We start from the raw sequence: 18577 nt of genomic DNA on the forward strand, positions 1-18577 counted from the left end.
TTGACCGGGCTTCAATCGGGGGAAAAGGCTTTCGGGAAGTAACCTATTGCTTCCCGAAAATGTGATTACTCCTGTGGCGCTAACTTGGTCAGCTTATCCTGCGGTGCTTTTTGCCCTAACGGGTTGTTGCCCCAGCATTGCTCGTATTTCCAACCTGTCAGCTCTTCGATAATGGCGCGGTGAGCCGGGGAGATATCCGCCATGGCTCCGCCTGCTTTGATCCGCGCAATCTCTTCTAACAGGATCATATGGCTCTTTCTATCCAGCTTCATTTGCGTGGTGTAGAAAATAGCCACCAGTGCCAGCGCTATGACACCAATCGCGAAGACGCCGACAATCGCCTGTACTGCCATTTCCGGTTGCGCTGCCTGCCCAGAGACAAAGCCGAATTTACTGAGCGTCCAGCCCATGGCGAAGACAATGATGGAACGCACCATTTTCCCGGCGAAGGTCATGGCACCGGCATACAACCCTTCACGCCGCCGCCCGGTCAGCACCTCATCCACATCAGCCAGGAAGGTATACACGGTCCAGGGAATGTAATAGATCCCCCCGGTGCTGAGGCCAAAAACGGCGGTAATGGCAAACAAGACGATCACGGTGGCGGTATCAGACCACCCGGTGAAGTAAAGGGCGGCGTAGGCAATCACGCTGACAATCACCACCTGCAAGGCAATGCGGAACGGCCGGGCAAAGCCCATTTTCACGCAGATACCAATGAAGAATGCGGTTGAGATAAGCTGCATCACCGAGCTGAAGCTGTTGAGTTGTGAAACCAGCACCGCGCTTTGGTGTAAGCCGAAGATGATGAAATAGGTGAACGACGAAGCGAACAGCCATTCCGCACCGAAGCCAAACAGATACATGCCCAAATGCTTGCGGAAAATACGTAAGCGGAAGGTTGAGATCATATCGATACAGAGCTTCTTCAGCGCCTGCCCCAGGCTGGTGGTGGTTTCCTTCACCACTTCGCTGGCCGGGCGTTCCCATGAGGAGACGTACAGGGAAATCATGGCGAGACACATGATGGCACCGTAGGCGATCCCGGTATAAAGAAACGGGGTAGGGGAATCTTTGCCATAGATGGCGATAAACTGGCCGGGAATAAAAGCGGCCATAAAGTTCGCAATTTTACCAAAGATCGCTTTCGAGCCGGTGAGCTTGGAGCGTTTGGCAAAATCGGTGGTCATTTCTGTCGCTAAGGTTTCGTACGGCACCATGATTGAGGTGTAAATCAGTTCAAACAGGGCGTAGGTGAGTAGGTAATACCAAAATCCAAAACCGCTCATCCACAGCAGCGGATAGAACAGTACCAGGGGGATCCCGATCAGGATAAAGAAGCGACGGCGGCCAAATAGCCGGCCAAGGCGCGTATTGTAAAAGTTATCCGTGATGTAACCCATGATTGGGTTGCTGATGGCATCAAGAATGCTGGCGAGTGAGAAGATCGCTGCGGCTTCTACGACAGAAAGGCCACAAAAGGTCGTATAGAAGTACATCAACCAGGCGCCGCTGATCGCGAGCGCACCACTACCCAGTAAGTTCGCACTCCCGTATGCGATCGTATGCCTGACTGTTATCTGCTTTTCCATGTATCCGCCATATATAAAACATCGTTTCAATTTATTTGACACGACGTTCTTTATATTACTGTTGTAGGGCGGGAAACGAGACGGAGATCACACAACCATGTTTTGCACAGAAAAGGCTCAGTGCGATATTTTCGGGGGATTTCATGGTGGTTTTAAACAAAAAAACAATTATAAATCAAGTTATTAAATATTTGTTTCGCTGTTGAAACGGCAGTGTAGTCAGTTAGCTGAATCAGCAAAATCGTGTTTTTTGTGATTTGAATCACAAAAATATTGAAATGCTGTTTTGAAAAGGGTAGATTGTTTTATGTGACATGGGTCACATAAAAGACAACCAATCCCCTTGAGGAAACGATCATGAAAATCATACTGACCATCTCTAAATTTTTTGACAAACTGGACGCGGCTTACTCTGACTTATGCAAGCGGATTGGCGCAATTGTCTCTCCTTTCTGATCTCAGCCACCCTGGGCCTTCATCAGCTAATAACGTAGGCGCTGACTCTTATCCTCGCCATAAGTAGGATTCGATCACGGCAATCTGACGTTACACGTTAAGTGATAAGCGGTAACTTAAACGTCGTTTGTCGTAGCGCCTACCCCGTTCCCTTCTACATCCTCCTTGATATCAATTCCCCGCAGACCGACAAGATAGACACTTCTCAAAGATGGAAACTGTGTCGACCCCGCCTGCTGAATTCTGCTTGATTTGCTCATCTGAGCGGCACTTGACGCAAGTGACGAACGTTGTGGGTCATATTATGGGTTTATAAATTATGCCTGAGCAGAGGGCTATTGTTCAGGCTGATATGATAGGCGCTCGTTCCATAAGCCAAGGTGGTTTGGCCTTAATTTGTTGGTGAATATTGGTTTTGACAATTTTTACCACTTAGAAAACAATCGCCTTGAATCTGGCCGCATTGCGGGCCGTATAAAGCACGGTATGGCGAATCTTTTTATGTCCCAGGTAGTCTTGAATTAAACGCGCATCCATACCTTGCTCCGCTAATGCATAGCCACAAGAGTGGATCAACATATGTGGCGTGACGGCTACGCTGATCCCTGCCGCTTCTCCATAACTTTAACGGCTTTATAGAACCGCTGACGCGAAATTCTTGTGCCATGACGTGAGAGGAAAAGCCATTCACTGTCGGCATTCAAATAGGTAGAACGCTGCCCAAACCAGGCATTGAGCAAGGGGATTTCAGCATCGTGCAACGGGTGCTGAACTGAAAAGCCATTTTTTAATCGGCTGACGTGCACTTTTTTGTCGACCACTGCAAATTATATTTTTGACGATTTACCCATCAGGTGATTAGGATGCCGATATGGGGGGGACGAAGTCATTCGCTAAGAATGGCCTCGTCTGCGCTTTATATTCAACCGTAGAAAATTATGCCCAACGTTTGATCACAAGTGAGGTATTGATACCACCGAAAGCAAAATTGTTGCTTTGCAGGAATTCACAATCGATGTGGCGGGCTTCACCCATAATGTAATCCAGCGCTCCGCACTGTTCGTCCGGAGCATGCAGGTTGAGCGTTGGTGCGAACCAGCCCTCGCGCATCATTTGCAGGCTCATCCAGGCTTCCAGTGCACCACAGGCCCCCAGCGTATGGCCAAAGTAGCTCTTTAGTGACGAGATTGGCACGCTATCGCCGTAGATCGCCGCCGTGGCCTGACTTTCAGCGATATCGCCTCTGTCGGTGGCAGTACCATGGGCAGAGATATAGCCGATATCGCGCGGGCTTAAACCTGCCATCTGCAGCGACTGCTCCATGCAAATCTGCATGGTTTCGCGCTGTGGTTGCGTGATATGTGCCGCATCGCAGTTGGTCGCAAAACCGATCACCTCACCATAGATTGTCGCCCCTCGCGCTTTGGCGTGCTCCAACTCTTCGAGGATCAGCGTACCCGCGCCTTCGCCAATCACCAGGCCATCACGCTGCTGGTCAAACGGCGAGGGCGTGGAGTGTGGTTCGTCATTACGCTGGCTGGTGGCAAACAGCGTGTCGAATACCGCCGCTTCGGAAGGGCATAATTCCTCTGCTCCCCCGGCAACCATTACCGTTTGGTAACCATGACGAATGGCCTCCCAGGCGTAACCAATGGCCTGACTGCCCGAGGTACAGGCGCTGGACGTGGGGATAACCCGGCCGCGTAAGCCAAAGAACAAACCGGTATTGACCGCTGTGGTGTGCGGCATCATCTGCACGTAGGTAGTGCCGGTAATATTGTTGGTGTGTTTCTCGGTCAGCATGGTGGCGAATTCACTTACCGGGCCGGTACTGCCGGTTGATGAGCCATAAGCAATCCCGGTTTGGCCGTTGGTCAGCACCGGATCGTCAATCAGCCCGGCCTGCTCCAGCGCCAGCTCCGTCGCGCGGGTCGACATCAGTGACACCCGGCCCATGGAGCGGATCCGCTTACGGGTGTAGTGATCTGGGAGCACAAAATCATCGATGGGCGCACCCAGCAACGTGTGCAGGCCTGCATAGATTTGCCATTCTGGCATTTTGCGCACGGCGTTTTTATAGGCCAGTAGCCTGCTGGACACCGCCTGCCAGTTTTCACCGAAGGCGGTGACACCGCCCATACCTGTAATGACGACACGGCGTGTCATAGCATCCCTCCGTTGATGGAGATCACCTGACGAGTCACGTAACCTGCAATGTCTGACATCAAATAGCTCGCGAGCCCGGCGACCTCTTCCGCCTGGCCCATGCGCTTCATGGGGATCATGGCCATCGCCTCTTGACGTGCGGCATCTTCCATTTCGAGCATAGCGGTATCAATTAACCCTGGCGCAATGCAGTTAACGGTAATCTTGCGCTTAGCCAGCTCGATCGCCAGCGCTTTGGTCGCGCCAATAATACCCGCTTTGGCGGCGCTGTAGTTGACCTGCCCGCGGTTGCCCATCAGGCCGGAAACGGAAGAGAGCGTAATAATGCGGCCGCCTTTGCGCGTGGCAATCATTGGCATCACGCAGGGCTGAATCACGTTATAGAAGCTGTCGAGATTGGTGTGGATGACCGCATCCCAGTCATCATCAGTCAATGCCGGAAAAGCGGCATCACGGGCGATCCCGGCGTTGCTGATCACGCCGTACCACGCCCCGTGTTCCGCCATATCCTGCTCGAGGACTTCTCGGCACTGCTGGCGGTTAGCCACGTCAAAACACAACAGGCGGCCTTGCCCCCCGGCGGCGACAATGGCATCCCGTGTTGCTTTGGCACCGGATTCATCCCGATGGTAATGCACCCCCACGACAAATCCATCAGCCGCTAATTGGCAGGCAATGGCGCGCCCGATACCTTTACTGGCGCCAGTGATCAGAACTGAACGACTCATGCTGTAGGTCCCTGATTAAAAAGTATTGTTAACTCTTCCGGCGCGGGCTGAAAGGTGTTGACGCGGCCGGTGGCCAGCGTGTTCTCTCCCACGCGGATAGCGCAGTCAAAGCTACCGAAACGTTGATCCTGCATCAGTAGTTTGACCTGAATATCAAGCGTTGCGCCTGCGGGTAGGCTGCCCGTTGCGCACACGAGCTCTCTGGCACCGAGCACCATGCCAAGCGCAATACTGGGTTGGCCTTGCTGTTGGCGATGCCAACCTGACCAGACGCCGATGGTTTGCGCCATGAGTTCCAGCGCATACCAACCCGGCAGATCGCCCTGTGCGTCAAGAAAGGGGGCCAGTACGCCATGCGGCGTGACCGCAACGCGGCAATGTGCTTCTTCGTCGGCAACGCTCACCACCTCGGCCAGCAGCAGCATCGGGGCGTCGTGCGGCAGATAGTTTACCGGGGGTAAATAGTGACTCATATCATTCTCCCCAACAGGATGCTGGCGTTATTACCGCCAAAGGCGAAAGAGTTCGACAAAATTACCGGGCGCGTCAGCGGCGCTGCGGCATGCAGCACGCCACAGGCGGGTAATGCAGGATCCCGCGGTGAGTGGCTGAAATCCTGCGGTGGCAATGGCAGATTCTGTTGCAGGATCAGCATGCTGAGCGCAGCCTCGGTGATCCCGGCGGCACCTAACGTGTGCCCGGTTAAATGTTTGGTGGAGCTGCAAGGAACGCGCTCGCCGAACAGATCCTGTACCACCTTGGCTTCAATCTGATCGTTGAGTAACGTGGCAGTGCCGTGCAGGTTAATGTAACCCACCTCTTCGGGGTTGAGCCCGGCTTCCCCTAGCGCCTGCTGAATGGCGCGGATCGCTCCTGCGCCCTGCGGGTGCGGGGCTGAAATATGATAGGCATCGCTAGACTCCCCCACGCCCAGCAGTGCGATAGGCTGTGGTTCACGGGTCAGCACCATCAGTGCTGCGCCTTCGCCAATGGTAATGCCGCAGCGATCGCGGCTAAACGGTTGGCAAAGCGCGGTGGAAAGGGATTCCAGGCTATGAAAACCGTTGATCGGCATGCGGCTTAACGTGTCTGCACCGCCGACGATGGCGATATCTGCCAGGCCCGCCTCAATCAGGCGGCGCCCGCTGATCATCGCCCGCGCGCTGGAGGAACAGGCGGTGGAAAGGGTAAATGCGGGGCCGTTCAGCCCCAGCCAGCGGCTGAGAAAGCGTGACGGATCGCCTAACTCCTGTTGGGCATATTGCCAGTTTGGGCTTGGTTCGCCACTGAGCTGAAGATCAACGTGGCGATCGCCTTCATCCAACCCGGAAGTGCTGGTGCCCAGCACCACGGCGATGCGTTCGCGGCCAACGCGCAGTATGGCTTCGTCAATCACCGGTTGAATTTGCGCCAGGGCGGCCAATAGCAGTTGGTTATTGCGGCTACGGTGGGCAGCAAAGCTGTCGGGAATCGTGGGTAATTCGCCGTCTACCCCGCCTAGCACCGCCTGCGGCGAATTCTGCAACCAGCCTGCACGGCTGCGCATACCGGGCGCCACGCCGCGCGTCAGGTTGGCGGCAATCTCCGCCGTTGACTGGCCCAGCGCGTTAATCATGCCGACAGCAGCAATGTAGATCATATCAGTCGTCCAGATATTGAATGGTGATGTGGTATTTAAATACGTGTTGCTTGATGCTGATCGGTTCACGCTTGCCTTTGCGTTGCAGATAAACGATCTCGGTAATCAGCTTGCCGCTGGCATTGCGCAACTCACGCTTATCGCCTTGGTCGATCAGTGTCCAGCCCTTTGGCAACTGGCTCTGCCAGGCGCTGATTGGCCAATGGCTGAGCATCACGTCGGCCAACACCTGGCTGGCGGGCGGGAGTTGTGGCACCACGATCGACTGTTCGGTATGGATGCCTTGCGGGTCATAGGTAACCAGAAACAGACGGATACCGACGGAAGAGAGCCCGGCCAGGGTGATTTTGTTGGCATCGGCGTTCAACATCACCAACAAAGATTGTGTTTGCCCATTGAAGCTGCCGGTCAGCAACTGCTGGGAGTTCACCTCCGGGGTGATGCCCGGTGCCGGCAGCGTGATGCGTACGCCAGGCTCAAGCCAGGCCTGTGGGGCGCTTGCCTGCTCAGGACGCGGCGAGTGGCTACAGGCAGTCATCAACAGCACTCCAAACAGGGTAGCGATGCGCCAAAGGTTGTGTTTTATCATCTCTTTCTCTCTTTACGACCAGGCATAGCCATCGGGGAGAGCAGGAAAGCGGTAAAGATCCCGCTGACCAGCACAATGCCGAAACTGCTGATCGCCTGCGTGGCGCTAAACACCAGCATGCCCAGCGTGAGTAATGTGGTCATCATCGCCAGCGTAATCGCCAACAGCGAGGTTAACGGCGTACCGCGCGGGTTACTGAAAAACAGCGTGTAGTTGATACCGATGCCCAGCACGAGAACCAGCGCCAGTAACGAAAACAGGTTAACCGCATGACCGCTGAAGGACAGCGCGGCCAGCCCACAGCCGAGCGACAGTAACGATGGCACCAGGCTGATTAACCCTTTGCGCCAGCCAAGGCGCAGCACCGCGCCACAGGCAATCACCGCCAATGCCACGCACAGCAGGCCGGTGAGTACCGCACGATAAAGGGCGAATAGCGCGTTGAAGGTGCTTTTGCGATCGACCCACGCTACGCCCGGCTGTGTGGCCGCCAGCGCGTTGAGCGCGGCGCTGTCTGCCACGCCTTCCACCGGCACCAGCACGCCGCTTTCACCGCTGGGCAGGGTTAGCCACATTAAACGCCAGCCTTCGCTGGCCGAGCTGGCGAGCCAATCATCTACGCTAACCGGCATGGCTTGCAGATCCGGTGTCACTGCGGTCAGCCCTGCGCTTTGCAACACGCGGATCGTGGCGGGAGCGGCGTGGTGCAACAGACTGAGGTCTTGTTGCTGGCGTGCCAGCGAATTCAACGGGATCAGCCGAAAACCGCCAAGGGTTCCTGCCTGGCGTGCTTGTTCCAGCAGCGGTGCAAAGGCTTCGAGGCGCTCCAGCGTCTGCTGCGGCGTGCTGCCATAGACCACAAACCACTTCTGATCGACGCTTTGGCCGGTCAACTGGGTAATGGTTTTCTCCTGTGCCAGAATGCCCTGCGGCAGCGCCTGCAGTTGGGCAATGTCATCATCGACGTGCAGCGTCGCGATCCCTGCCAGCGAGAGGACGACTAACGCGCTGGGGAGCCCCAGCGACAGCCGTTTGTCCCGCCGCCAGGCCGCCAGCCAGCGCAGCAGTAATACCATGGCCGGAATTGGCCGCACCGGTAACTTGCTGCATAGCCAAGGGTGCCAGAAGATCACCGTCAGGCAGGAGGCGCTCAACCCCACGGCGGCAAAGACCGCCATCTGCCGGATCCCCGGAAACGGCGCGAGCATCATAATCAGATAGGCGGCAACGGTAGTCAGCAGCGCCAGCAATAGTGCCTGGCGTACTTTATGCAGGCTTTGCCACGGCGACACTTCCCCGCCATGCACCATACGTTCGGTGAGATAGTAGAGCGTGTAGTCGGCAGAAATTCCGATGATGCTCATGCTCATGACCAGCGTCATCAGGTGCAATTCACCGAACAACAGCAAGGTGGCTACCGTTCCGGCCAGTGCACCGATGCCGATGGAAAGCAGGCACAGCAGTAGTGGGCGCAGTGAGCGGAACACGGCCACAATCAGCAGTATGACGCCAAGGATGGTGGCAACGCCGAGCGTAGAGATATCCTGTTTTGCCTGTTGGCTGGCATGATCGCTGTAAAAGACGGTGCCGCGCGCGAGCAACTGCGCCTGCGGATAATGCGTTTTTAGCTGTTTCTCCAGCGCGCTCAACGTGGTGACTACCCGGTGCGTTTGCTGCATATCAAACGACGATCCTGCCAGTTCGCCATGCAGTAAATACCAGTAGTTACCCTGCTCATCCTGCGTGACCAGCCAACCGTCCATCAGCCGCAGGCGCTGGCCGTTTTGCGCCAGTGCCAACTGCGAACCACGCATCAGCATCAGCGGATCGTTCTGTAGCTCCTTGCCGTTCACACCGGAGAATGCTGAATAGAGCTGTGAGAGGATCCACTGCGCCTGGGCTTCGCCGCCGTTTTGCAGGCGTTCCCGCGTGGCACGATCGATCAGGCCATTGCGATGCTGCCAGAAAAAGGCTCCCCAAGCCTGCTGGCTGGTGGCATCCATCGGGCCTTTGACTTCGCTCAGGGCATGAGACTGCTGCAGGAGGCTGAGCCAGTATTGCGCAGCCGCGGGGTCGGCCTGCGTGCCGGGGCTGACCAGCCACACCAGTTGTTTGTCCAGGCGTTGCATAAAGCCGTCATTCAGCGCGGGAGGTATGTTGCCCAGTGCCTGTTTGGGCAACATGGCCAGCACACTGCTGTTGATTCGCGCCTGCGGCAACAGGCTGAGCAGCACGCCCAGTAATACCAGGCATACTGCCCCCCATAACAGCGCGGAGCGCTTGGCGTCAGTGCGCGGCAAAGCGTTGGCGTTCATCAGCGGTCAGGGTAGCGGGCGTGAGGCGGTGTTGGGAAAAGACGATGGTGGTGCGATCGCCTTGCTTATCGTTCAGTTGGATGGTTTCCAGGTAACGTTACCCGGCCAACTCCAGGCCTGCAAAGATTTTATCCAGCGGGGTGGTGGTGGGCGTCAGATTCAGTAGCCAGCGGTCTTCACCTTTATCCTGGAAATCTATACGGAAGTTTTGTTCCAACACTTTACGATCGGCCTGGAACAGCGCGCGCAGCAGGTGATTGAACTGGAACATCTGCGGATTGTTTTGCGCGGTAATCACCTGCGGAGCCTGGCCGTTAATGATTTGCACCATGCGTGAGTCATCGAGCATCAGCGTCATGGTAAAGGGGGTTTTCTGATCCCACAGCAGCCCTTGCTCACGAGCGATCAGCATTTCCCCCTGCGAACGCAGTGGCTGCGGCAGATCTTTAATGCTGCGTGTCTGATCAAAGTGGGCGCGCACTAGCGGTTGTTCAGTAAAACGTTGCTGTAATTCATCCAAGGTGATGGCATTGGCAAAAGGGCTGAGCAGCAGGATCAGCAGAGGCATCAATCTCATGGCGTAACTCCCATGCGTTCAAACAGAATGTCAGGGCAGACGAAGCACATCTCACCGCTCTTTTCTTCCACCGCCACCTGGATGGTGTAGCCGGTAGTGGTGCGTTTACCGCTGGCGACATCAAAAATCTGATAGGCAATGCGCAGGCGGTTTTCATACTCTTCCAGCGTGGCGCGGACACGAATGCGTTGCTCGAAAGTCAGCACATTGCGGTACTTCACCCGAGTGTCCACCACGGGCCAGACATAGCCTGAGGCCTTCATCTGCCGATAGCCATAGTCAAACTGGTTCAGCAGCGCTTCACGGGCAATTTCAAAGTAACGGAAGTAGTTGCCGTGCCACACCACCGCCATCATGTCGACATCGTGGAAAGGAACCGTGAGTTCTACTTCGGCGGTAAAGCGGGTATCGTTCAGCATCTTTACTCCTTATCTGAATGTGGATCGGGCAGTTGCCAAAAATCGAAAAAGTTAAACCAGTCGAGCGGCGATTCAAGCGCGTGATGCTCAAGGCGTTCGGCGTAACGATCGACCGCCTGTTGCAGCGCGGCCTGGCGCTCGGCGCGTGGTAACAGCAGCGGGTTGGCGAACGGCTCGCAGTACAAATGCAGTTGCCCCTGCTGGCGTAGAGCGAAAATCAGTGACACCGGGCAGCGTAATAACGATGCCAGAATAAACGGCCCCTGGGGGAAGGGGGCCGGTTGCCCCATAAAGCGGCTCCAGGTGACTCGCCAGTTACCGCCGCGTTGCCGGTTGACTGCAACGCGATCGCCGACGATAGCCACCCATTCGCCGCGATCCAGCTTTTCTTTAAGCAACATGGCGGTATCCGGGCCGATGTTGCTCACCGGGATCAGGTTCAAACCGGCCTGAGGGGCCATCTCGGCCATGATCTGTTTGAAACGTTGGGCATTGTCGCTGAACACCAGTGCATTGATGGTCTTGCTGCCCTGCAGCTGCGCCAAGGCACGGCAGGCTTCGACATCGCCTAAATGCGAAGCCAGCAGCAGCTTGCCGGTTGGAGAGGCAATATCCAGTGCAGCTTCGGCACCGGGAGCAAATACCACGTCACGCCCCAGTTGCAGTTCACCGCGCCAGCTGGCGATTTTATCCAGCATGGCATGGCCAAAACGCAGAAAATGCTGATAGCTGGTAAGATTGGTAGGAATGGGGCGTGAACGTGCGGCTAATTCGCCGCGTACACGCTCGATCCAGTCTTGCGATGCCCGGCGTGCCTCATGAGCGGTGAGCCAGTATGCCGCCACCACCGGATAGAGCAGCAGCGCAAAGGCTTTGCGGCCCAGCAGGCGCCAAACGGCCAGCATGATGCGCATCCCCCACAACCCCTTGACCTCTTTTTGCTTTGCCCAGTGTGCACCGGAACGGCGAAACAGCAGGTAAGGGATGCGTGGCAGCATGCCGAAGAAGAGGCGGGTGTGCATCAGCGAGATGCGGCAGTTATCTTTCAGTGCGTCAAAGTGCGACAGGCCATCCTGGGGATAGGTGACGCGGGTAGGGACAAAGTAGCTGTGATTACCCTGCCAGTAGAGACGCACCATGACTTCGGTGTCGAAGTCCATGCGTTTGCCAAGCGTGGCCTTCTGCGCCAGCCGCAGGGTAGGGGCGATCGGGTAAACACGAAAGCCGCACATGCTGTCTTTTAACTGGAAAGAGAGTGTCTCGATCCACACCCAAACGTGGGTTATCCAGCGGCCATAGCGGCGTGCGCTGGGGATAGAGTCGTCATAAACAGGTTGCCCGGAGATCAACGCATCAGGGTGCCGTTGCGCCAGCTCAATCAGCTTGGGGATGTCTTCAATCGCGTGCTGGCCATCGGCATCAACCTGTACCGCGTGCGTAAAGCCCAGGTGCGCAGCCTCTTGCAGCCCACGGATCACCGCCGCACCTTTGCCCGCGTTGTGCGCCAGGCGTACCAGCGTGACATCGGCGTGGCTGGTGGCCAGGCGTGCAAGCTCCTGGCGTGTGGTTTCGTCACTGCCATCGTCCACGATCAGGCAGACCAAGCCAAAGGGCTGCAAGCGTGCGAGCACGCGCGCCATCATAGCGCCGTGGTTGTAGCAGGGGATGACCACACAAGGGGTGAAGGGGGCGGCTGTTAACGACATAGCCGGATCTTCCCGCTGCTGGCGGTATGACGGCTTTCACCGTCATGGCGCTGGTAGCTGAAGGTTAATATCTGCCGCTCTTCCTGCCAATTCAGCGTCAGCGTGACGACGTTTTCTGGCAATAAGGGAGCCTGAAATTTGACGTTCGGTATGCTGTGAAAACGAAAGCCCGGCGCCAGCAGTTGGCTGGCGTAAGACATCACCCATTCCAACTGCGCTACGCCCGGCAACAGTGGCTGTGTGGCAAAGTGGCCGTTAAACCAGAATAGGTTTGGATCGAGCCGCAGTACGATTTCGGCCTGCTGTGGCTGCGCCTGACGGCGTTCAATTTCATGGGGTTTCATGAAATAACTCCTGTAATTGCGCATAGACACGCTTATTCATACTGTTAACGGGGATCTCATCAACAACGCGCCAGTAGCGCGGCACGGTGACCGGCTCCATGCGGGGCAGCAGTGCGCGCCGCCACGCCAGTTCCTGCGCTGCGTTGCCGCTTTGCTGCCATTGTTGCCGTGCGCGCTCGTCAAGCACCAGTAATGCGCCAATGCCCTGGCGGCCACCCTGTGTGATCGGCAGTGCTGCGGCTTCGCATACGCCTTCCAGCTCCAGCAGGCGCTGTTCGATTTCGCCTAGCGAAACGCGTTTTTCTTCAATCTTGACCACGCGATCGCGGCGGCCTTGCAGACGAAAGCGCCCGCTATCGTCAAATTGCAAAATATCATCGAGCAACAGGCCATTCGCGTGGTGAATTAGCGGTGAAATCGCGCGGAATGCATCACCTTCGGCGGCGATCCGTACGCCAGGAAAGGGCTGCCAGCTAATGTCTTGCCGTTGGCGGTGGCACCAGGCCAAAATCCCGGTTTCTGTACTGCCGTAGATTTCGTCAGGCCAGACGCCTAACCAATTGGCAGTTTGCACCACCTGTTCCCAGGGTAGGACGCCTCCTGCGGAGAGAATCAGGCCCACCGGCGGCGGCGTGAGCTGACGATCCAAGCGCTTCAGAAAGGCTGGGCTGCTGATAAAGGCGTAATGATGCTCATGGCTCAACGCGGCCAGTTGCTCGGTGTAATAGAGCATTGCGGCGTGCAGCGGTAGCCCTAATGCCATCGGCAAGAAGATGCGGAAGGTGAGCCCGTATAGATGCTGTGGGACAACGGAGGCCACCACACGGCAGCCCGCCAGCCGTGCAGCAAAGCGCCCGGCTAATAAGGTCGCTTCCTGATCGAGGCAGGCGATCGGCTTCACCACGCGGCGCGGTTGCCCGGTGGAGCCTGAGGTAAACAGCTCGACATAGCGGGTTTCAGCAATGGCAGGCAGCGGCTCGTGGTGCTCAGCGCTTTGATAGGCGGACTGGATCTTGAGGGTGACACCGCTCCAGGCTAGCGTGCGGTCTGACAAGACGCCGTTGAACAACCCCCGCTGCTCTTCCAGCAGCGAGACTCGGCTATGCCCTGGGATCACCGGTGTTTTGCCCGCATGCAGCGTGGCCAGCAGCGCGACGATAAACAGATAGCTGTTCTCAAAGCACAGCGCCCAGCGCTCGCCGTCACGCTGTTGCAGCGTTGTTACCAGCGTTGCCACGTCATAGCGTAGTTGCCCCAGCGTCCAGGTATGTTCGCCAAGCCAGGCGATCGGCGTATCGTTCGAGCGAGGAGCGCTTAACCACTGCGCCAGCGGGAGCGGTTGATTCATGGTGCTGCCCGTTTCATCACTCGGCGACGTACCAACCATTCGCCCGCCATCAATATACCCATCAGCAGATAGGCCAGCACGCCGTTCCAGGCCGTCCATAACCACATATCACCATATAAAGCGGTAAACAGTGCAATTGCACCGTTCAGAATGAAAAACACGCACCAGACTTGTGTCACCTTGCGGGTATAACGCACGCCAGCCGGTGGCAGATCCGGTTCACGCAGCCGAGCCAGGCGCTCAACCAGTGGCATCGTGCTCCACAGTGAACTGCCGAATACCGCGAGCATAACCAGGTTGACCATCACCGGATAAAACAGCAATAGCTGGTGTGCCTTCAACAGGTAACTTGCTACGCAGAGTGCGATCCCCGCCAGTGCGACGCCTTGTACCAGCAGGCGCATCGGGCCGGCAGCCTGCTGGGCTTGACGCAGGCGCAAGACCAGCAAAAGTGCCATCAGAGGCAGCAGCCAGTGCAGGCCGTTGTGCACCAGGCCAAACCAGATAAGAAATGGCCATGCCAGCATCATCAGTGCTGTGATCAATTGCACACCCAACTGCGAGCGGGAACCACGCATCGAGGCTTACTCTTCTCGCAGCAGGTTTTCTACGGCATCGACTACATCCTGCACGGTGCGCACGGATTTAAAGGTTTCCGGTTTGATTTTCTTACCGGTTTTCTTTTGCAGATGCACGATCACATCGACAGCATCAATGCTGTCCAGCTCCAGATCTTCATACAGGCGCGCCTCTGGCTTGATGTCCTCAGGGTCGATTTCAAACAGCTTGCTCAGAATCGTGGACACTTCCTGATAAATAGCATGTTGTTCAGTCATGGCGGGTATCTCAGGCACGTTGAGCGTGGATAAAAGCGGCCAGCGTTGCCACTGAGTAGAAATGCTGACGCATCTCATCACTCTCGGCGGAAAGCACGACGCCATATTGGTTTTTCACCATCAGCCCCAACTCGAGAGCGTCGATGGAGTCCAGCCCTAGGCCTTCACCAAACAGGGCCGCATTGGTATCAATATCGTCAGCGGACAGTTCATCCAGATTCAGCGTATTGATGATGAGATTTTTAATTTCCAGATAAAGCGCTTGCATTATTTATTCCTGACAAAGGGGGGAAACCTGGTGATAACAGATGCAAAAGATGCCGGTTGAGCTGCCTTGCGGCCAGAGCCGGTTCTTGCGATTTCGCATCGAAAAATTGTTTTATCTGCACCCGCTCGCGAACCACCACCTGAAACAGGGGCTTGTTGGGCGGAATGTCATACCATCTGCTCTGTTTATCCAGCAGATGCTCGCTGCAGTGGATCTGCACCACGCGTAAATCACTGCCACAACGCACGGCAATATTGGCGGCACCCCGTTGCAGCACCATCTTTTCACCCTGACGTGTGCGCGTGCCCTCGGGGAAAATCAGGATGGTATCACCCTGTGCCAAGCGCTGTTGGCTGGCGGGCAATAATTCATCGGCCTGGCTATTGATCAGATAACCGGCCGCGCGGATCACTCCGCTGATAAAGGGATTACGCAATAGTGCGCTTTTCACCAGGCAGTCCGTTTCGGGCATCACCGACGCCAGCAGCACGTAATCAATCAGGGTCGGATGGTTGGCCACTACCAGACAACCCCGCTCCTGGCGCAGGAGTTCCAGCCCCTCAATGCGGTAGTCGAGCACCCCCAGCGTTTTCGCTGCCGAGAGAAAAAAGCGAAAGCTGGCGGCAATGCTGCGCCGTGCCAGGCTGCGGCGCTTGGCATCGTTGCGGTACAGCACCAGCAGCAGGTTAAACCACACCAGCGACAACAGCAGGCCACCAATGCCAAACAGGGCAAAACACAAGCCGGTCATTACCAGGCGCCAAGCCCAGTTTAGGCGTGCATATAGGCGGCTCATGCTCGGCTCCAGAGCCATATTAATCTCTCGCCGGGGATCGCAAACGTTGGTTTAGCGCTTAAATAATGCTGCAAGAATTGCAGGCTTTGCGGTAGTTCGGGTTCTTCGCCAGCGCTGCCGGTTTGGCTCGCGCACTGCAAGGATGCACCCGCTTCAAACACGAGCGCCACCGCATAGGCCCAGGTAGGCATTTTCTCTGGCAAGTGAGGGTGGTAAAACTCGGGCAGCATACCGTCAAAATCCACCATCAATACCCGCTGATAACCGGCCTGTAATAGGCCAATCACTTCGCACAATCCTTGCTGGAAGGTATCAATGCCAGCAGAAAGTGAGGAGGAGACCAGCGGTTTTTGCGCCGCGATGGTCAAATGACCCACCGCAGAGTTGTGCACGGACATGGTAAAATCGGTAGGCGAAACAGGTTGCTGAGTCGCCATCGCCTCCAGAATACGATAATTGCGCTCAAGCTCACCGTGGCGGCTGGTGTACAACACCGCATCGATCTGATGGCGGCGTAGCATCGCCAGCCCACACTCCACCGCCAACCTGCTGCCGGAAGCCAGGCGGCGCGCTGTCATCATCGAAAGCTCGGTCAGCTTGGCCTGAGATGCCGCGGGATCAATAGCATGGGGCTGGTTTGCCCATTGGCACCACTGCGAGGCGTCGCCTAAGCCTGGTGCTCTGGCCTGCCAGTCGATAAGGTTTAAGGTCAGGTTCATCGGTGCACATCCGCAGCAAGTGGGTGACTCTGCCGAGGTTGCAGGATGTCAACGCAGCGCAGGCTTAAGGTTTCTGACATATCAGTAAGGTATGCCCCACCCCAAGGTTGTCAACGCGTTGCTCTACCTGGAAACCGGCCATTTCAAGGTAACGATAAAACTTCTCAACGCTATAAAAACGGCTGTTGCCGTTAGCCATGCAGGTAAAATAGAGCGATGAAGCATTCAGGCTGAACGAGGCGGCTTCAAATTTTTGTGCATCCCAGAACAGCTCCATGATGCATAGCCGAGCACCTGGCTTCATTACGTGCCAGACCTTTTTCAACATGGTAACGATTTGCTCCGGTGAGAAGCAGTCAAGAAACTGGCTCATCCACCAGATATCCGCTTCGCCGGGCAATGGGGCGTCGCTGAGCATATCGACCGCATGGAAACCGATGCGGTGTGTTAATCCTGCGTTTTCAACATTCTCGCGTGCTAGCGCGATTTGTTGCGGCAGATCTAACAGGGTAATGCTGACGTCATCATCAAACTGGCAGCAACGTAACGCCCATTTTCCGGTATTACCACCCACGTCGTATAAGGTGGCCGGTTTGTGGGCGAAAACATACGGCAATGCGGCATTAAAAGCACCGTCCGAATAGTAATGATCAAAGGCGAACCAGCTTTCGCGTGCCGCCTGGGGTAATTGTGATAACGCCGGATAAATGGTTGGCCACTCGCCAAACACTTTTAACCCCGTTGGCTTCCCTTCTTTAAGCGCATTCTCTAAAGAGAACAGCCCTTGGTAACAGACATCCTGAGTGAAATCCATATTCACCCGAGTCATGGTATCGTGGAGCAGAAAATGCCCCACTTTGGCGATGAAGTAATGCCCATTTTTATGGGTAACGATACGCCCGCTTAACCCCATATCCAGCAACACGCTGATGGCGTATTCATTCACGCTGCTGTTAGCGGTGATATCCTCAAGCGGAGCGCCACACTTTCCTTGTTTATCCAGATAAGCCAGTACGCCAGTGTTGCGCAGGCAAAGCGCGGTTTGAAACAGCATCGGTGCAAAGGCAATACGCTGCGCTTCAGTAATGGCATCAAGTGCACTGAGCGAGTCCTGTTCGTACATTTGTTGAGCAACCTCTTAACCGGGTACAAAAGGGTGTTATTGGGCCGTTGCTGGCCCAATTTAAATCAGCGTTAAAGGTTACAGTGCGGCACCTGCAGACAGGTTTAACTGAATATCTTTATCGAGATTAAGTACCCAACGGTTGTAGCTCTTATGAATCTTGCCACCTGAGGATTGCAGATTGAGGCTGTTGGCATAGTTGATGGAATAGCTGGTGGCGGAATAATTGATACGGATTTCGGCAACGTGATCGCGAGCTTGCAGGCGGCCATTAATCACGCCAGGGCCAGCTTCTGTCATGATCCATTGCCGTTGAATGCCCGCTTTGAGAATGGCGGTTCTTACCTGTGCTTCTGTATGGCCAGCGGTGACGGTGGTATGGATTTGAGCAACTGGCGCAGTACGCGAACAGCCAGCCAAAGAACCCATTATTGCAAGAGCGACAAACCATTTAGCGGTTTTTTTCATAATACAATCTCCGTTTGTTCAAGGTGTAGAATCCAATTAAAATAACCAATAAAATCAACGGTTTTTTATTTTTTGTAATTGCCGTCTATTAGGTTTTATCATTTTAAAAGAAGTGATTAATATTCATGCTCATAGCGACAGGTTTCACAGCAGTTGGTCTGGTTTTATGCACGTTATGGATTTTTAGCCAGACAGAAAGAGGCGCAGCGTTTTAAGCAACAGTCTCAATTCCCTAACTTCTGATCCCGATTCGGATTTGAATTCGATAAACGCGTGCGATCTGTCAGATATCAGCAATAGAACGAGCTATATATCATAAATGATGATCTAAACGAAAATATGGTTACACGCTTCCCCCTATCCCGTCAACAGAGGCCACTATAAACTGTTTGATTTTTATCCAGCCTATCCCAATGCCTAAATTGTTAATAGGTTGATAAGGGGGTCAAAATTTATCTGGGAGCAAAGTTGAAAAAAATTAATGTGAA

Annotated in this window: 18 protein-coding genes and 2 pseudogenes; all 20 read right to left on the reverse strand. The window is 55.3% G+C overall.

The window, feature by feature from the left end:
* Nucleotides 1-65: 65 nt before the first annotated feature.
* A complete protein-coding gene (locus WG891_RS10065; protein WP_337262661.1) occupies nucleotides 66-1592 on the reverse strand; it encodes an MFS transporter in 1527 nt (508 codons plus the stop codon).
* Between the two features lie 888 nt (nucleotides 1593-2480).
* A pseudogene (locus WG891_RS27030) lies at nucleotides 2481-2869 on the reverse strand (tyrosine-type recombinase/integrase).
* A gap of 115 nt (nucleotides 2870-2984) precedes the next feature.
* Nucleotides 2985-4214: a beta-ketoacyl-ACP synthase gene (locus WG891_RS10080; protein WP_337262660.1), complete on the reverse strand. Its 1230-nt coding sequence runs from the start codon at nucleotides 4212-4214 to the stop codon at nucleotides 2985-2987.
* Nucleotides 4211-4942 (reverse strand): 3-ketoacyl-ACP reductase FabG2, encoded by a 732-nt coding sequence (locus WG891_RS10085; RefSeq protein ID WP_337262659.1) that lies wholly within the window; start codon nucleotides 4940-4942, stop codon nucleotides 4211-4213. Before WG891_RS10085 ends, WG891_RS10080 begins: the two co-directional genes overlap by 4 nt.
* Entirely contained in the window at nucleotides 4939-5415 is a 477-nt protein-coding gene (locus WG891_RS10090) for an ApeP family dehydratase (RefSeq protein ID WP_337262658.1), read from the reverse strand. Before WG891_RS10090 ends, WG891_RS10085 begins: the two co-directional genes overlap by 4 nt.
* Nucleotides 5412-6581, reverse strand: a complete 1170-nt coding sequence (locus WG891_RS10095; RefSeq protein ID WP_156294532.1) for a beta-ketoacyl-[acyl-carrier-protein] synthase family protein — start codon at nucleotides 6579-6581, stop codon at nucleotides 5412-5414. Before WG891_RS10095 ends, WG891_RS10090 begins: the two co-directional genes overlap by 4 nt.
* Before the next feature lies 1 nt (nucleotide 6582).
* Nucleotides 6583-7170, reverse strand: coding sequence for a DUF3261 domain-containing protein (locus tag WG891_RS10100; RefSeq protein ID WP_337262657.1), 588 nt, complete (start codon nucleotides 7168-7170; stop codon nucleotides 6583-6585).
* Entirely contained in the window at nucleotides 7167-9488 is a 2322-nt protein-coding gene (locus WG891_RS10105) for an MMPL family transporter (protein WP_337262725.1), read from the reverse strand. Before WG891_RS10105 ends, WG891_RS10100 begins: the two co-directional genes overlap by 4 nt.
* Nucleotides 9457-10062, reverse strand: a pseudogene (locus WG891_RS10110) (outer membrane lipoprotein carrier protein LolA). Before WG891_RS10110 ends, WG891_RS10105 begins: the two are co-directional and overlap by 32 nt.
* Nucleotides 10059-10481 (reverse strand): acyl-CoA thioesterase, encoded by a 423-nt coding sequence (locus WG891_RS10115; RefSeq protein WP_337262656.1) that lies wholly within the window; start codon nucleotides 10479-10481, stop codon nucleotides 10059-10061. Before WG891_RS10115 ends, WG891_RS10110 begins: the two are co-directional and overlap by 4 nt.
* A 2-nt stretch (nucleotides 10482-10483) precedes the next feature.
* Entirely contained in the window at nucleotides 10484-12187 is a 1704-nt protein-coding gene (locus WG891_RS10120) for a glycosyltransferase family 2 protein (protein ID WP_337262655.1), read from the reverse strand.
* Nucleotides 12178-12531 (reverse strand): 3-hydroxyacyl-ACP dehydratase FabZ family protein, encoded by a 354-nt coding sequence (locus WG891_RS10125; protein ID WP_337262654.1) that lies wholly within the window; start codon nucleotides 12529-12531, stop codon nucleotides 12178-12180. The genes WG891_RS10120 and WG891_RS10125 overlap by 10 nt, the downstream gene beginning before the upstream one ends.
* Nucleotides 12518-13879: an AMP-binding protein gene (locus tag WG891_RS10130; protein ID WP_337262653.1), complete on the reverse strand. Its 1362-nt coding sequence runs from the start codon at nucleotides 13877-13879 to the stop codon at nucleotides 12518-12520. Before WG891_RS10130 ends, WG891_RS10125 begins: the two co-directional genes overlap by 14 nt.
* The gene (locus WG891_RS10135) at nucleotides 13876-14457 is read right to left on the reverse strand and encodes a hypothetical protein (RefSeq protein WP_156294524.1); all 582 of its coding nucleotides are present in this window, start codon (nucleotides 14455-14457) and stop codon (nucleotides 13876-13878) included. Before WG891_RS10135 ends, WG891_RS10130 begins: the two co-directional genes overlap by 4 nt.
* A gap of 6 nt (nucleotides 14458-14463) precedes the next feature.
* The gene (locus WG891_RS10140) at nucleotides 14464-14715 is read right to left on the reverse strand and encodes an acyl carrier protein (RefSeq protein ID WP_156294523.1); all 252 of its coding nucleotides are present in this window, start codon (nucleotides 14713-14715) and stop codon (nucleotides 14464-14466) included.
* A 10-nt stretch (nucleotides 14716-14725) separates the two neighbouring features.
* A complete protein-coding gene (locus WG891_RS10145) occupies nucleotides 14726-14983 on the reverse strand; it encodes a phosphopantetheine-binding protein (RefSeq protein ID WP_156294522.1) in 258 nt (85 codons plus the stop codon).
* Nucleotides 14958-15779 carry a lysophospholipid acyltransferase family protein gene (locus WG891_RS10150; protein ID WP_337262652.1) on the reverse strand — a complete coding sequence of 274 codons (822 nt, stop codon included), beginning with the start codon at nucleotides 15777-15779 and terminating at the stop codon, nucleotides 14958-14960. Before WG891_RS10150 ends, WG891_RS10145 begins: the two co-directional genes overlap by 26 nt.
* Complete coding sequence (locus WG891_RS10155) at nucleotides 15776-16498, reverse strand: beta-ketoacyl synthase chain length factor (protein ID WP_337262651.1); 723 nt, start codon at nucleotides 16496-16498, stop codon at nucleotides 15776-15778. The genes WG891_RS10150 and WG891_RS10155 overlap by 4 nt, the downstream gene beginning before the upstream one ends.
* A gap of 64 nt (nucleotides 16499-16562) precedes the next feature.
* Nucleotides 16563-17621, reverse strand: a complete 1059-nt coding sequence (locus WG891_RS10160) for a methyltransferase (protein ID WP_337262650.1) — start codon at nucleotides 17619-17621, stop codon at nucleotides 16563-16565.
* A gap of 78 nt (nucleotides 17622-17699) precedes the next feature.
* Entirely contained in the window at nucleotides 17700-18089 is a 390-nt protein-coding gene (locus tag WG891_RS10165) for a hypothetical protein (RefSeq protein WP_337262649.1), read from the reverse strand.
* Nucleotides 18090-18577 lie beyond the last annotated feature (488 nt).

The organism is Serratia sp. MMO-28 (genome assembly GCF_037199905.1).
Classification (GTDB): Bacteria; Pseudomonadota; Gammaproteobacteria; order Enterobacterales; family Enterobacteriaceae; genus Chania; species Chania oryzae.

Excerpts from the sequence above, each read along its gene's own strand:
- WG891_RS10165 (WP_337262649.1), bottom strand. The coding sequence starts at position 18,089 with ATGAAAAAAACCGCTAAATGGTTTGTCGCTCTTGCAATAATGGGTTCT.
- WG891_RS10090 (WP_337262658.1), bottom strand. The coding sequence starts at position 5,415 with ATGAGTCACTATTTACCCCCGGTAAACTATCTGCCGCACGACGCCCCG.
- WG891_RS10120 (WP_337262655.1), bottom strand. The coding sequence starts at position 12,187 with ATGTCGTTAACAGCCGCCCCCTTCACCCCTTGTGTGGTCATCCCCTGC.
- WG891_RS10100 (WP_337262657.1), bottom strand. The coding sequence starts at position 7,170 with ATGATAAAACACAACCTTTGGCGCATCGCTACCCTGTTTGGAGTGCTG.
- WG891_RS10150 (WP_337262652.1), bottom strand. The coding sequence starts at position 15,779 with ATGAGCCGCCTATATGCACGCCTAAACTGGGCTTGGCGCCTGGTAATG.
- WG891_RS10160 (WP_337262650.1), bottom strand. The coding sequence starts at position 17,621 with ATGTACGAACAGGACTCGCTCAGTGCACTTGATGCCATTACTGAAGCG.
- WG891_RS10135 (WP_156294524.1), bottom strand. The coding sequence starts at position 14,457 with ATGCGTGGTTCCCGCTCGCAGTTGGGTGTGCAATTGATCACAGCACTG.
- WG891_RS10140 (WP_156294523.1), bottom strand. The coding sequence starts at position 14,715 with ATGACTGAACAACATGCTATTTATCAGGAAGTGTCCACGATTCTGAGC.
- WG891_RS10095 (WP_156294532.1), bottom strand. The coding sequence starts at position 6,581 with ATGATCTACATTGCTGCTGTCGGCATGATTAACGCGCTGGGCCAGTCA.
- WG891_RS10155 (WP_337262651.1), bottom strand. The coding sequence starts at position 16,498 with ATGAACCTGACCTTAAACCTTATCGACTGGCAGGCCAGAGCACCAGGC.
- WG891_RS10080 (WP_337262660.1), bottom strand. The coding sequence starts at position 4,214 with ATGACACGCCGTGTCGTCATTACAGGTATGGGCGGTGTCACCGCCTTC.
- WG891_RS10115 (WP_337262656.1), bottom strand. The coding sequence starts at position 10,481 with ATGCTGAACGATACCCGCTTTACCGCCGAAGTAGAACTCACGGTTCCT.
- WG891_RS10085 (WP_337262659.1), bottom strand. The coding sequence starts at position 4,942 with ATGAGTCGTTCAGTTCTGATCACTGGCGCCAGTAAAGGTATCGGGCGC.
- WG891_RS10130 (WP_337262653.1), bottom strand. The coding sequence starts at position 13,879 with ATGAATCAACCGCTCCCGCTGGCGCAGTGGTTAAGCGCTCCTCGCTCG.
- WG891_RS10145 (WP_156294522.1), bottom strand. The coding sequence starts at position 14,983 with ATGCAAGCGCTTTATCTGGAAATTAAAAATCTCATCATCAATACGCTG.
- WG891_RS10065 (WP_337262661.1), bottom strand. The coding sequence starts at position 1,592 with ATGGAAAAGCAGATAACAGTCAGGCATACGATCGCATACGGGAGTGCG.
- WG891_RS10125 (WP_337262654.1), bottom strand. The coding sequence starts at position 12,531 with ATGAAACCCCATGAAATTGAACGCCGTCAGGCGCAGCCACAGCAGGCC.